At 56.1% G+C, this 13,524-nt stretch carries 11 protein-coding genes; 8 read left to right on the top strand and 3 right to left on the bottom strand.

The window, feature by feature from the left end; all coding sequences use genetic code 11:
* Positions 1 to 18 precede the first annotated feature (18 nt).
* Genes ispE through tilS form a run of 5 tightly spaced genes read left to right on the top strand, consistent with a single transcriptional unit; the run spans position 19 to position 5,965 of the window.
* The gene (ispE, locus tag HQ37_RS06045; RefSeq protein WP_036881477.1) at positions 19 to 846 is read left to right on the top strand and encodes a 4-(cytidine 5'-diphospho)-2-C-methyl-D-erythritol kinase; all 828 of its coding nucleotides are present in this window, start codon (positions 19 to 21) and stop codon (positions 844 to 846) included.
* Positions 828 to 2,711, top strand: coding sequence for a YgiQ family radical SAM protein (locus tag HQ37_RS06040; RefSeq protein ID WP_052080811.1), 1,884 nt, complete (start codon positions 828 to 830; stop codon positions 2,709 to 2,711). Before ispE ends, HQ37_RS06040 begins: the two co-directional genes overlap by 19 nt.
* Positions 2,708 to 3,802, top strand: coding sequence for a Nif3-like dinuclear metal center hexameric protein (locus HQ37_RS06035; RefSeq protein WP_036881476.1), 1,095 nt, complete (start codon positions 2,708 to 2,710; stop codon positions 3,800 to 3,802). The genes HQ37_RS06040 and HQ37_RS06035 overlap by 4 nt, the downstream gene beginning before the upstream one ends.
* Before the next feature lie 11 nt (positions 3,803 to 3,813).
* A complete protein-coding gene (locus tag HQ37_RS06030) occupies positions 3,814 to 4,581 on the top strand; it encodes a zinc ribbon domain-containing protein (RefSeq protein WP_036881475.1) in 768 nt (255 codons plus the stop codon).
* 22 nt (positions 4,582 to 4,603) lie between these two features.
* Complete coding sequence (gene tilS / locus HQ37_RS06025; protein WP_036881472.1) at positions 4,604 to 5,965, top strand: tRNA lysidine(34) synthetase TilS; 1,362 nt, start codon at positions 4,604 to 4,606, stop codon at positions 5,963 to 5,965.
* Positions 5,966 to 6,270: 305 nt separating this feature from the next.
* Here tilS and HQ37_RS06020 read toward each other — a convergent pair whose 3' ends face one another.
* The 3 genes from HQ37_RS06020 to HQ37_RS06010 form a co-directional block, all read right to left on the bottom strand.
* Positions 6,271 to 6,546, bottom strand: coding sequence for a DUF4834 family protein (locus tag HQ37_RS06020; RefSeq protein ID WP_036881470.1), 276 nt, complete (start codon positions 6,544 to 6,546; stop codon positions 6,271 to 6,273).
* Positions 6,547 to 6,634: 88 nt separating this feature from the next.
* Positions 6,635 to 7,330, bottom strand: a complete 696-nt coding sequence (gene pssA / locus HQ37_RS06015) for a CDP-diacylglycerol--serine O-phosphatidyltransferase (protein WP_036881468.1) — start codon at positions 7,328 to 7,330, stop codon at positions 6,635 to 6,637.
* Between the two features lie 32 nt (positions 7,331 to 7,362).
* Positions 7,363 to 8,028, bottom strand: a complete 666-nt coding sequence (locus HQ37_RS06010) for a phosphatidylserine decarboxylase family protein (protein WP_036881466.1) — start codon at positions 8,026 to 8,028, stop codon at positions 7,363 to 7,365.
* 239 nt (positions 8,029 to 8,267) lie between these two features.
* Between HQ37_RS06010 and HQ37_RS06005 the strand changes: the two genes are divergently transcribed.
* Genes HQ37_RS06005 through HQ37_RS05995 form a run of 3 tightly spaced genes read left to right on the top strand, consistent with a single transcriptional unit; the run spans position 8,268 to position 13,490 of the window.
* The gene (locus tag HQ37_RS06005) at positions 8,268 to 9,737 is read left to right on the top strand and encodes a BACON domain-containing protein (RefSeq protein ID WP_152566806.1); all 1,470 of its coding nucleotides are present in this window, start codon (positions 8,268 to 8,270) and stop codon (positions 9,735 to 9,737) included.
* A gap of 38 nt (positions 9,738 to 9,775) precedes the next feature.
* Complete coding sequence (locus HQ37_RS06000) at positions 9,776 to 12,538, top strand: S8 family serine peptidase (protein WP_052080810.1); 2,763 nt, start codon at positions 9,776 to 9,778, stop codon at positions 12,536 to 12,538.
* A 16-nt stretch (positions 12,539 to 12,554) separates the two neighbouring features.
* The gene (locus HQ37_RS05995) at positions 12,555 to 13,490 is read left to right on the top strand and encodes a PorV/PorQ family protein (RefSeq protein ID WP_036881462.1); all 936 of its coding nucleotides are present in this window, start codon (positions 12,555 to 12,557) and stop codon (positions 13,488 to 13,490) included.
* The last annotated feature ends 34 nt before the right edge of the window (positions 13,491 to 13,524 follow it).

The following is a 13,524-nucleotide window of genomic DNA, read 5'->3' as shown; positions in this document are numbered from 1 at the left end:
TCGTAGCTATATATTCGTATGATTGTATTCCCCAATGCCAAGATCAATCTTGGTCTACAGATCGTCGGGCGTCGCTCAGATGGCTATCATCTGCTGCGTACTGTCTTCTGCCCAGTGCCACTGTACGACAGCCTCGAGTTCGTTGTGCGGGTCGATGGAGGCACGGAGGATAGCCTCGAGGTGCGTGGCGATGCCAGCCTTGCCGTCGAGCTGGACAACCTCGTCCTCAAGGCTACTAAGGCCCTGCGCTGTCTGCGCCCCATTCCCTATCTGCATATCTACCTGCACAAGGCCATTCCCTCGGGTGCAGGGATGGGCGGTGGGAGTGCCGATGCGAGCTTTATGCTCCGAGGGCTCAGGGATGAGTTCGCCCCCGATCTCTCAGACGAGGAGCTCGAGACCCTAGCCCTAAGCCTCGGGGCGGATTGCCCCTTTTTCATTCGCAATACCCCAGCCTTGGGTGAGGGCATTGGAGAGCAGCTACAACCCCTAGGCTTCGATCCTCTTGCTGGGTGGCACTTGGTCGTGGTCAAGCCCGATCTACACATCAGTACTCGGGAGGCCTTCGCTGGGCTAGGGGAGCTCTTGACTCCCGAGGAGACCCTCGAGGAGCTTATTCGCTTGCATCCGAGCTCTTGGCGAGGGAGGCTGGTCAATGATTTCGAGCGTAGCCTTTACCCTCAGTATCCTATCCTCTCGAACCTTTTGGAGCGTCTCTACAGCCTTGGGGCTGTATACGCTTCGATGACGGGCTCGGGGGCTGCCCTCTATGGCCTATTCGATCGAGAGGTAGAGGGCTTGGCGTCTCATTTCGAGCAGTGTTTCGTATGGCAGAGCAGACTGTAGGGGTGCGGCGGCAGTGGTTGCCTACGACCAAAAAGGAGGTTGAGGCAAGAGGCTGGGATGAGCTCGATGTGATCCTCTTCTCAGGGGATGCGTATGTCGATCATCCCTCATTCGGCAATGCCGTTGTGGGTCGCTTCCTTGAGTCTATGGGCCTTCGGGTGGCCATCGTCCCACAGCCCAACTGGAGAGATGATCTTAGGGACTTCAAGAAGCTGGGGCGGCCACGCCTCTTCTTCGGTGTCTCGGCTGGGGTGATGGACTCGATGGTCAATAAATACACGGCTCGTAAGCGTCTGCGCAAGGAGGATGCCTACACTCCTGACGGACGCAATGATATGCGCCCCGACTATCCCTCCATCGTCTACGCTCAGTGCCTGCGCTCCATCTACCCCGATGTGCCCATTGTCCTCGGAGGCATCGAGGCGAGCCTGCGCCGGCTGACCCACTACGACTATTGGAGCGACAAGCTTATGCCCAGCATGATGGCCCAAGCTCCTGTCGATCTGCTCATCTATGGCATGGGCGAGCAACCCCTGAGGGAGATCGTCTCTCGATTGCTCGCTGGTGAGAGACTCGAGGATCTTAGGGATGTTCGTCAGACTGTCTTCATTGCCCGAGAGGGGGAGATATCTCCCCAGGAGGGAGACCTACTCCTACACTCGCATGAGGAGTGCCTGAGGGATAAACGCAAGCAGGCATCGAACTTCAAGCACATTGAGATCCAGAGCAATATGATGCACGCCCAGCGCATCTTGCAGGCTGTTGGGCGTAGGGTCGTGGTCGTTAATCCTCCCTTCCCCCCGATGACACAGGAGGAGATCGATGCTAGCTTCGACCTGCCCTATACCCGCTTGCCCCACCCCCGCTATCGGGGCAAGAAGCTCGGGGCTTATGAGATGATCAAGTTCTCGGTCAATATGCACCGAGGCTGCTTCGGCGGCTGTGCCTTCTGTACGATCAGTGCCCATCAGGGTAAGTTCGTTGCCAGTCGCTCCGAGGGCTCTATCCTGCGAGAGGTGGACGAGATTACGCAGATGGAGGACTTCAAGGGCTACCTCAGCGACGTCGGAGGACCTTCGGCCAATATGTATCAGATGCGGGGCAAGGATCTTAGTATCTGTGCCCATTGTCGCCGTCCCTCGTGTATTCACCCCTCTATCTGCCCCAATCTCAATGCAGACCATGGGCCTACGACCAGGCTGCTGCGCAAGATCGATCGACACCCTCGGATCAAGAAGAGCTTCATCGGTAGTGGCGTCCGCTACGACCTACTGCTCGGAGAGTACAAGGATGAGCGGCTGCGCCAGGCCGCCCTTGTCTATGCTCGGGATCTCGTGGCGCATCACGTCTCGGGGAGGCTCAAGGTAGCCCCTGAGCATACGAGCGATAGGGTGTTGATGCTGATGCGTAAGCCCTCCTTCAAGCTCTTCTACAAGTTCAAGAACTTCTTCGACGAGGTTAATCGAGAGGAAGGGCTCAATCAGCAGCTCATCCCCTACTTCATCAGCAGCCACCCAGGCTGTGAGGCTCAGGATATGGCCGAGCTGGCGGTAGAGACGAAGCGGCTTGGCTTTCGCCTGGAGCAGATCCAGGACTTCACCCCCACGCCCATGACCCTGGCCTCGGAGATCTACTACACTGGTCTGCACCCCTACACCCTCGAGCCTGTGTATACGGCTATTAGCGAGCAGGAGAAGGGTGAGCAGCACCAATTCTTCTTTTGGTACAAACCCAGCGAGCGCACCCGCATCCTTCAGAGCCTAAGACGTATGGGCAGGCCCGACCTCGCCCGAGCTCTTTTCTCCGATCCCAAGGGAGGAGGGCAGAGGGAGCAGCCTCGCCATAAGAAACCCCAACGACGATGACAATTCGAGACATTATCCATGCCCTAGAGCAGGAGCTTCCCTTGTGGCTACAGGAGGAGTATGACAATTGTGGCCTACAGGTCGGCTCGCCTGATGCCGAAGCCCAAGGGGCCCTGCTGGCAGTAGACATTACTGAGGCTGTACTAGAGGAAGCTCGCTCCCTAGGCTGTAATCTTGTCGTGGCGCATCACCCACTACTTTTCAAGGGCCTCAAGCGTATCTCTGAGAGCTCGTATATAGAGCGTTGTGTTCGCTTTGCGATCAAACATGATATTGCAGTCTATGCGGCCCACACCAATGCAGACAACCATGCCTCGGGGCTGAATTACCTCCTGGCCCAGGATCTAGGCCTAGAGCACCTCACCCCCCTCTCCCCCAGCAGTGCAAGGCTGATGCGGCTGACGACCTACGTCCCCCATGCCCACCTCGAGGAGGTGCAGCAAGCTCTCTGGCAGGCTGGGGCTGGGAGGATCGGCTCGTATGACTGCTGTAGTTTCGCCAGCCAAGGGGTAGGGAGTTTCCGAGCCCTCGATGGAGCAAGGCCTTTCGTTGGAGCCATGGGTGAGCTGCATCGGGAGCCTGAGACGCGCCTCAGCTGTGTCTTCGCCTCAGCGGATGCTCCTCAGATAGAGGCAGCTCTCCTGGCAGCTCATCCTTACGAAGTGCCAGCCTATGAGCTTATCCCGCTGCATAACCCGCTGCCTGGTATGGGGAGTGGGATCATCGGCGACCTCCCCGAGGCTGTGCCTACGAGGCAGATGCTCCAGAGGCTCAAGGACTATTTCGAGACGAAGCAGCTGCGCTTCTCCCGCAGTCCGTTGGAGCAAGTCCGTAGGGTAGCCATCTGCTCGGGGGCTGGAGCTTTCCTTTGGAGGGCGGCGCGCGGCCAGGGGGCAGACCTCTTCATCACGGGCGAGGCGAAGTACAACGATTACTTCGATGTAGAGGGCAAACCGATCTTGGCTACGGTCGGTCATTATGAGAGCGAACGTATTGCTACTCGGCTATTTCGACAGATTATCTCACGAAAATTCGCTAACTTTGCACTCCACGAGAGTGCGCTAGACTCCAATCCGATAACATCATTATAGAGCAAGACAATATGGCTAAGACAATCAATAATAATCCCGCAGAGAAGAGCATAGAAGAGAAGCTCATTGATCTGCGTAACCTCCAAGACGCTTACTCCGAGATTGACCGTATCAAGACGCTGCGTGGCGAGCTACCCCTTGAAGTACAAGACCTCGAGGACGAGATCGCTGGGATGGAGACGAGACTGGCGAACCTCGAGGAGGAGAACAAGAAGCAGTCCCAGGTGTCTGCTGGTGAGAAGGCTAAGATCGCCAATGCTCAGGCTCTCATCGAGCGATACAAGGAGCAGCTCGGAGGGGTGAAGAATAACCGCGAGTACGATAACCTGTCGAAGGAGATAGAGTTCCAAGAGCTGGAGATTGAGCTCGCACAGAAGCGCATCACAGAGTTTGCCGAGGAGGCTAAGACCCGCAAGACTCGCATTGCTACGCTCAAGGGCAATATCGACGAGCGTCGTATTGACCTGAAAGCCAAGCGTGAAGAGCTAGACTTGATCAAGAGCGAGACGAAGCAAGAGGAGGAGGTGCAGCGTGCTCGCACGATCGAGATCGAAGCCTCGGTCGAGGAGAGACTGCTCAAGGCCTTCCACCGCATCCGTGAGGGTGCTCGTAACGGTCTAGCTGTCGTGAGTGTAGATCGTGATGCTTGTGGAGGATGCTTCAACAAGATCCCACCTCAGAAGCAGCTCGACATCAAGCTCCATAAGAAGGTCATTGTCTGCGAATACTGCGGCCGCATCATGGTGGACGCAGATCTAGGTGCAGAGGCAGAGGCCTAGATGAGCCGAAAATCATCGTCCCATGCACCCACTGGTCTCTCGTGTTGCGGAGACGATCCGCCAATATCAGCTGATCCGACAGGGGCAGGGCCTCATACTTATAGCCCTCAGCGGAGGTACCGACTCGGTAGCTCTGCTGAGGGTTCTTCTTTTGCTCGGGTACGAGGTAGTGGGGCTACACTGCAACTTCCACCTCAGAGGGGCGGAGAGTGATGAGGACGAGGCGGCAGTCCGTCGCCTGGCCGAGCAGCTGGGCTTTTCTCTCGAGGTGGTGCACTTCGATACCCGAGCCTATGCTCGTCAGCGAGGGATCTCGATCGAGATGGCAGCTCGGGAGCTCCGCTATCGATGGTTCGCCGAGATTAGGATGCAGCGGTATTCGGGAGCCCCGATCGCTGTTGCCCACCATGCCGATGATGCCCTAGAGACACAGTTGCTTAACCTCTCCATGGGGACAGGGCTCAGGGGATTGAGCGGTATGCCCTATGCTCGGCAGGATGGGGTTATTCGTCCGATGATGCAGGCCCATCGCAGCGAGATCGAAGCCTTCGTTGCTGCCGAAGGCTTGCCTGCAAGGCATGACAGCAGCAATAACGACCTGAGCTTCAAACGTAATTACATCCGCCACAGAATCATCCCAGCCTTCGAGCAGCTGAACCCCTCGTTTCGCTCCTCAGCTCTCAGCACCCTCGAGCATCTGCGAGGGGCGGAGGCCCTCTATCGTTATGCTGTGGAGCATCTGCGAGGAGAGATCGAGTGTCCCGAGGGGCTTCGGCTAGAGCCCCTCATAGCCTCGCCCGATCCTGAGACGATGCTCTATGAGCTTCTACAGCCCTATGGCTTTGACGGGCCAATGTGTCAGCTCATCGCCTCGAACCTGGCCAATCCCCAGCCAGGGCGACGCTATCGCTGCGAGGCATACGAGCTCATTGAAGGGCGACACCTTCTAGAGCTCCTATCGAGAGAGCGTAGCCAGTGGAGTGAGCAGCCTCTAGACTTGACCCGGGAGGGAGCACTCGAGACCCCGTTGGGACGGCTGAGCTGGTGGCTGGAGGATCGCTCGAGTGTCAAGGACCTCAGAGTACCTCCTAGAGAGGCCCTCATGGATGCCGAGCTGCTCCTATCGAGAGGGCGGCGGACAACGCTGCGTGGGCGCAAGGAGGGCGATCGCCTCTACCCTTATGGGATGCCGGGGAGCAAGCTCCTCAGACGCATCTTCATCGACTCGGGGATGAGCCACCGAGAGCGGGAGGAGGCCCTACTGCTCTGCCTCGAGGATGAGCCGATCTGGCTCGTGGGTCGCCTGGCAGACCGACGCTATGGCATCGGAGAGGGGACGAGATCGGTGCTGCATTTGCGCCTCGAGGAGGATGATCGGGGCTGAGTCCTATTAGCTGACGAGATATAGATGCTGCTTAGGGGTAGGGTTGAGGCTCTACCCCTAATTCGTCTCTAGAAAACCTCATTGGGAGATTCAAATCGATCTCGATAGGAGCTCGGCTGAAGTCCTATCTGAGCCTCGATGGAGCTCCTATTTGAGTCTCGAGAGTGATCCTATCTTACCCTTCATCGGTGAGAGATCCGAGACCTCGGTCGAGATCCTATCTGCACCTATGCTGGGTATAGATAGAGCTCGGGGGTGTGGCGAGCCGTTGGCCTACCACACCCCCGAGGTGAATAGGGAGTACCTTACTTGGGTAGCTCCTCGAAGTCTACATATTCGGCATCCTTGGTCTTGTCGAATTTGCGTGCCTCGACTTGCCCGAGGTCTACCTTATCTCGTTTGCCACCTGACTGCTCCCTTGAGGCTCGCTGCTGAGCCGAGGAGCGTGCACGCATCTGCTCCTGCATCTGCCTCTGTACTCGCTGCTGGACGTAGCCGAAGAGCTTAATCGCAATCCAGGCACGCACGCTGGGCTGCGAGAGCACGAAGAGGATGACTAGGAGAATAAGAATGACTTCCATAAACAGAATGATTTAATGCACGATAAGATTTAGACACGAGGGGGCATGTGCCGCTGTAGTGCCTCCTCACAGGTGTATAACCTTGATTCTAGGGCTTACGGTTCATGCGCATCACCGATAGGGCTACATAGAGTAGCACGCTGAGCGATAGTCCTGCAAAGCCGAGCCAAAGGACGAAGATGAGCGAACCACCGACGAGGATGATCTGCCGGTGTAGGGCCGAGAGCGAGAGACCCTTGACCTTGAAGGAGAACATGGGGATCTCGCTAACCATCAGATACGAGAGTAGTGCGATGCAGACATACACGCCGATCAGTAGAGCCGTAGGGTCAGGGGCCATCCGATAGAGCTCGGGCAGGGAGGCCATGAGACCCAGCCAAAAGAGGGCATTGGCTGGTACTGGCAGGCCAATGAAGGAGGTTGTCTGGCGACTGTCGTTGTTGAACTTGGCTAGTCGCAGCGCAGCGAAAGCCCCGATGAGCAGTAGGGGGAGCGGTGTATAGGTGCTGAAGCCTAGCTGCCACATGGCCTCGATCATGATGATGGCAGGGGAGAGGCCGAAGCTCACCACATCGGCCAGCGAATCGAGGTCTTTGCCTATTGGAGAGGAGACATCGAGGGCACGTGCGACCAATCCGTCGAAGAAGTCGAAGACGGCCGAGAGGACCACCAGTCCAGCAGCTAGGGTAAGATCGCCCTGCGCTAGGGCTACGACGATGGCCAAGCTCCCGGAGAGGAGGTTGAGGCAGGTAATTGCATTGGGGAGGTGTCGCTGGATACTCATAGGGATGGAGCTCTAGGAAGGGTTGTTGGGGGCTACTCAGGCATCTTAGCCAGTAGGGTAATGTTGCCCTCGACTTTTTGTCCGAGTGAAACGCATACCTCAGAGCCGAGAGGGAGGTAGACGTCGACACGAGAGCCGAACTTGATGAAGCCGAGGTTTTGGTTGATCCGTCCCTGATCGCCTACTTTGGGGTAGGTAACGATACGTTGGGCCACAGCTCCAGCGATCTGTCGGGTCAGGACGCGATGCCCAGCGGAGGTGCGCTGCACGACAGCCGAGCGTTCATTGTCGGTACTACTCTTGGGTAGATGGGCTGCTAGGAAGCGTCCCTTGTGATGTGAGACATACTCAACTAGCCCATTGACAGCGAACCAGTTGACATGTATGTTGAAGACATTCATAAAGACAGAGATCTGCAGACACCGACAGCCTAGGATCTCCTGCTCATCGACCTCTTCGATCACTACGATCTTGCCATCGGCAGGGGCAACTACAGTGTTGGCTTCAGCTGCTAGGGGATGCTCTCGATCCTCGTAGCGGAAGAAGTTGAGCACTAAGGCATAGAGTACAATTGATAGTCCGAGTACGATGTAGAAGGCCGTCCCTGTACCAGCCAGTAAGTAGATGAAGGCATTGATAGCTAGCAGGATCGTACCGATGCCGAAGAGCAGTCCTTTGCCCTCTTTGTGCAGTGTCATTGTCTTTTACTTTCTTTTGAAAAACGTTTGTTCGGCACAAATGTAGCCATTTTGTCGCACACGCTGAGTATAGCCACCGAAGAAGCCCTCCTTTGGGAGATGATACAAATACCTGATATGGATGGATCGAAATGATGTGATATGTCTAGGAAATTTATACATTTGCTTCCGTTGTCTATATGCCATTTCCTGGTTTAGGTAACTTTTTAGAACCGCACATCCTCAAATTGATTTATGGAATGAAAATAAAAGTCTTCTTTTCGTGGATCTTGGGTAGCCTCCTGCTTTTATCCTCTTGTCAGAGCGATAGCATTGACACGACGGAGAAACTCGAGGTCGATACTAGCAAGATCATTACTTTGGACTCCTCCTCAGGTTATACTAGGATCTCTGTCCTGTCCAGCCCTCTTAAGTGGACAGCCAATACTACGGCTGATTGGCTAGAGCTCAAGCCTGTGGGCGACTATCTCTTCATCTATGCCCAGCCCAACACTACGGGCATGAAGAGACGAGCTGAGGTGCAGATCTCTTCTGGCCGCACGACCCGTCGGGCTCTCGTCGAGCAAGAGTCTTCTCCGACCCTAAACCTGAATCGAGATGGCTCGAGTACCGAGGTCTTCCTGCCTGCTCTCGGTGGCGAGGTGCGCCTTGTCCCCCCCGTTGGTGGGGGCGACTGGCAGGTACAGCCCTCCAAAGGGGTAGATTGGCTCGAGACCTCCCCGATGCCCCAGGCTGGCTACATCCTCATCCGTGCCCGAAACAATGCCGCCAAGCAGGCCCGATCGGCCCAGCTACAGATCTTATCAGGAGGCAAGAATTACCCCGTCGAGGTGCATCAGGCTGCCTATGAGCAGTACCTCCTGCCCCAGTGCCTTTGGGGGATGGATTTGGCCGATGTAGAGCAGGCAGAGCGAGCTCGAGGAAGCCGCTTAACCACACTCCCCAACCGTCGCTCGAGGCCCCGTATCCCTGACTATACCTTCAGCACGACCAATAGCGAGCTGCATACGATCAAGTATGAGCTTCTCGACTACAGCGACCGAATGCTCTATCTAGCGACCCTGATCGGAAGCTCTTCTACGATCAATAGCCTTGCCTACCACAACTACCTCGTCGATCAAGGCTTCGTGCGCATTACTCCGGTGGGCAATACTCGTGGAGCTATCGAGTATGTGCATAATGATCGTAAGACCCAGCTGCATATTACAACAAAGGGCGATTTGGGTTATGTGTACTGTCGCTATCTAGCCGAGCAGCCAGGCTCTATGCCCACACTACCCAGACTGGATCTAGGTATCCGTCGCTTTGGCCAGGCTACGAGTCGAGATGTGGAGGCTTGGGAGAAGACCCAGTCGGGGATCTATAGTCAGGATCTCAGTAGAGCCTTCGGCATCCCAGCCTACTTCCTCCCCGATCCCCTATATGCCCGAGCTTACTTCTTCAAGAAGAATGCTTCTCCACAGACTCTCCAGGAGTATCTTACCCTCTACTCAGATTACAGGGTAGGGGCTTACCTCTATGGCGATATGCCTTATTTGACGGCAGAGTTTAGACAGCTGTTGCAGGACGAGGGCTTCACCTTCCACTCCTACAATCCTGTCAGTCAAGCCTATATCTATGTTAATGATGCCGAGCACTTAGGACTCTCCGCTGGTATCATGCATATTGGCGGTAAGCATAGAATGCGCGTGAGCATCTTCCCCTACTAAGCCTTTAGAGACAAGCATCCAATCAATCTATAGAAGCAATGAATATCCGATATATCCTCCTCTCGGCCGCCCTTGCGACCCTTGCCCTCGGTACAGGCTGTCGCAAGGCTGAGCTGGAAGCCCCTTCGCAGGACACCTCCGCCCTGGAGATGGAGCAAGCTAGCGAAATGCCTAACCGCAAGACCGTCCTCCATGCTGTCCGCCTCAAGTTCGCCCCCAATCAGATTGACCAGGTCGAGCGCATCGTCAAGGAACAGGCTGGTAAGCCTCGTATGGATCTCTCCTCGATCCCCTTCCTCAAAGAGATGAAGGCCGTCTATCTCTATCGAGTCTTCCCCTATGCTGGTAAGTTCGAACCTCGAACTCGTCGAGAGGGGATGCACCTCTGGTACGACGTTGTCTTTGAGCGAGAGATCTCCACCGCTGCTGCCCAGCAAGTTCGTCAGAGAGCTATAGAGATTGCCCAGCAGTCTAGTGGGGTAGACATCGTCGAGCTGATCCGCATCCCCCGACTACCCAAGACCAGTGTTACCGAGCTCTCAGCCTCGGAGCTATCCGCTCAGACCCGTACGAGTGGTACTTTACCCACCGATGACCCTCTGCTCAGCAAGCAGTGGCATTACCACAACGATGGTACTCTCATTCGAGCCAAGAGGGGTGCGGACATAAATCTCTACAAGGCTTGGGGTGTCGAGATGGGTCGCTCCGACGTCATCGTCTCGATCGTCGATGGAGGGATTGATGTACAGCATGAGGATCTCAGAGAGAACCTCTTCATAAACACTGCCGAGATGCGAGGTGTGAGCGGCCGAGACGACGATGGCAATGGCTTCGTCGATGATGTGTATGGCTACAACTTCGCCCTCGAGCAGGGCCGCATCACCCCTCACAGCCACGGCACACATGTGGCCGGTACTGTAGCAGCCCGATCCAACAACAACCGTGGTGTGGCTGGAGTCGCTGGGGGAGATGGATCTCCTGGATCGGGGGTTCGCCTGATGTCCTGTCAGACCTTCCATACAGATCCTACTAGTGGTCAATCCCGTAATGGAGGCTTCGAGGCTGCGATCAAGTATGGGGCGGACAATGGGGCTGTCATCAGTCAAAACTCTTGGGGCATACCAGGTTATGAGAAGATTGACGCTTCGCTCAAGGATGCTGTTGATTACTTCATCAAGTACGCAGGCTGCGACAACGATGGCAATCAGCTCCCAGGCTCTCCTATGAAGGGAGGGGTGGTGATCTTCGCTGCAGGCAATGACGGTCTAGAGTATAGAGCGATGCCCTCAGCCTATGCACCCATTATCTCTGTAGCTGCGATGAGTACCAACTTCGAGGCTTCACCCTATACCAATCGGGGCACTTGGGTTACGATCATGGCCCCAGGAGGAGATATCTACCAGCACAATGGTCAGGTGCTTAGTACCTTGCCAGGAGGAAGCTATGGTTATATGCAGGGTACCTCTATGGCCTGCCCCCATGTCTCTGGAGTGGCAGCCCTAATCGTATCGGAGTTTGGCAAGATGGGCTTCACGAACGAGGAACTCAAGAAACGCCTAACGACAGCCATCCTCTCGGAGGATATTAACCGACACAACCCTCGCTTCTTTGGCCGCCTCGGTATCGGCTATGTAGATGCCTTCGCAGCTGTAACCTCTAACCCCGGTGCGGTAGCCCCCAAGATCCCTCAGTGGCAGAGCGTAGAGGTTACTCCCCGAGGTCTTGAGGCCTCTTGGCTGGCTGTCGAGGACGCAGATGACGAGAAGGCTTTTGGTTATAAGGTCTATTATTCGACTCAGTCCCTCAGCCAGACGAACCTCGCCCAGGCTCAATATCAGAAGGTGATTGAGCCTGAGACTAAGGTCGGCGAGCAGATCGCCCGCTTGCTGGAGGGTCTAGAGGCTTCGACGACCTACCACCTGGCCCTCACCGCCTACGACCGCTGGGGCAATGAGAGCGCACCTAGCCTTACCTCGGCCAAGACCCACGCCAATCGTCGCCCCATCGTCCGAGTGCCTCAGCATGAGCCTATCCGTGTCTCTGGCGACGAAACAATTAAGCTACCTATCGAGATCTCAGACCCTGATGGAGATACTTGGCACTATGAGATCCTCGGTTCAGCTCAGGGTACGATCGTGCGCCGTACGGACAAGGGACTCGAGCTGATCTTTCGAGTGGTGGCCTATGTGGGTGAGTATACCCTGCGCCTGAAGATCTCAGACCAGCATGGGGCGAGCGAAGAGCTTAGCATTCCTTTCGAGATCTACCGCAATGCTGCTCCGAGCCTAGAGAGGCCCTTCGCCAAGAGATACCTCCCCCAGGGCAAGGCCGAGACGAGCTACGACCTCGACGACTTCTTTACAGACCCCGATGGGGATGAGTTGGTCTATACGGTTAAGCTACTGGACAACCCCTCCGTGCGCATACAGCTCACTGGCAGTCGGCTCACGATCAGAGAGGAGAAGCTGGGCCCTAGCGTCATCGTTATCGAGGCCGTAGACCCCAGGGGACAGAAGGCTGTGGCCACGCTGCAGCTGGAGATCGTGCCTGACGAGATCGTCCACCTGGTCTACCCCACGCCAGTCCTCTCGACACTCAATGTGCGTGTAGCCGAGTATCTTCGCAGCATCAGCCTCAGGATCTTGGGGGCAGATGGGCGAGAGCTTCTCAGCCAAAGGGCTAAGCTCGCCCCTGGCAATCAGATCGTCAAGATACAGGTGAGCAAGCTCTCCCCAGGTACCTACACGCTCTACGCTGAAGCTGAGGGCAAGATCTACCGTCAGACATTCATCAAACGCTAACACCACTCATCATCTCATGATCAAGAAAATCATACTCCCCTGCCTTCTAGCCCTTGGCCTCGGTACAAGTGCCTCTGCGCAGGGTCATGTCGTACCCATGCTTTCGCTAGGGGGGGATGTTCGCTCGGCTGGTATGGCTGGGGTGCAGCCCTCGAGCAGTGCACAGGCCAATCTCTATTCTTCTCTCACAGCGTTGCTCTCACCTGTTTCTCAGGATAGGCTCAGAGGGTCTTACATTTATGGTTCCTATCCCTCGGCCGAGAGTAAGAGCAGGGCTAGCTATCATCAAGCAGCTCTAAGCTATAGCTTTGGCAAGCAGGCCCTCGCCCTTGGGTGGAGGACCTATGGAGGCATCGAGACCCGATATATCAATGGGTCGGGGAATGACCTGGGCGTTGTGCGCCCTGTAGACTGGTCGCTAGACCTAGGCTATGCTCATGCCCTCGGAGGGGGACTCTCGCTTTGGGGGCGAGGTAGCTATATCCAGTCCTATATCTCGTCTACTGCGACAGCCTTTGCCCTCTCTCTAGGGTTGGATTATCGGGGGGGGCTTGCCTTCGGAGACTATATCGTCGGGGCTTCGATCCAGCACCTGGGCTCTGAGCTGCAGTACAGTGGCAAGCAGAAGTCTCAAGTGGGTCTGCCTGCACGAGCCTCACTCTCGGGGGCGATATCTCTGCTCGATGGCCGTCGCCTCACCTTGGGGGCTGGCCTCCACTATGCTATGAGCAAGCAGGCGGGCGACAAGAAGCTCTCCTACTATGTCGGGGGAGAATACCGCCCCATCGACCTTGTGGCCGTGCGTGTAGGCTACTCTGTGCTGCCAGTGGGTAATCAGATCAGCCTAGGCCTAGGCTTTGCTCTGCGTGGGGTGATGCTCGATGTGGCCTACCAAACACACCAGCTCAAGGAGTATAGCCTTGTGCGCCTAGGGCTGAGCTGCGCCCTCTAAGGCCCTAGCGAACGAGCAAAGGATCACCCCCGAG

The sequence above is a fragment of the Porphyromonas sp. COT-239 OH1446 genome (assembly GCF_000768875.1).
Taxonomy (GTDB): domain Bacteria; phylum Bacteroidota; class Bacteroidia; order Bacteroidales; family Porphyromonadaceae; genus Porphyromonas.
This window is presented reverse-complemented; position numbering and strand designations above follow the sequence as displayed.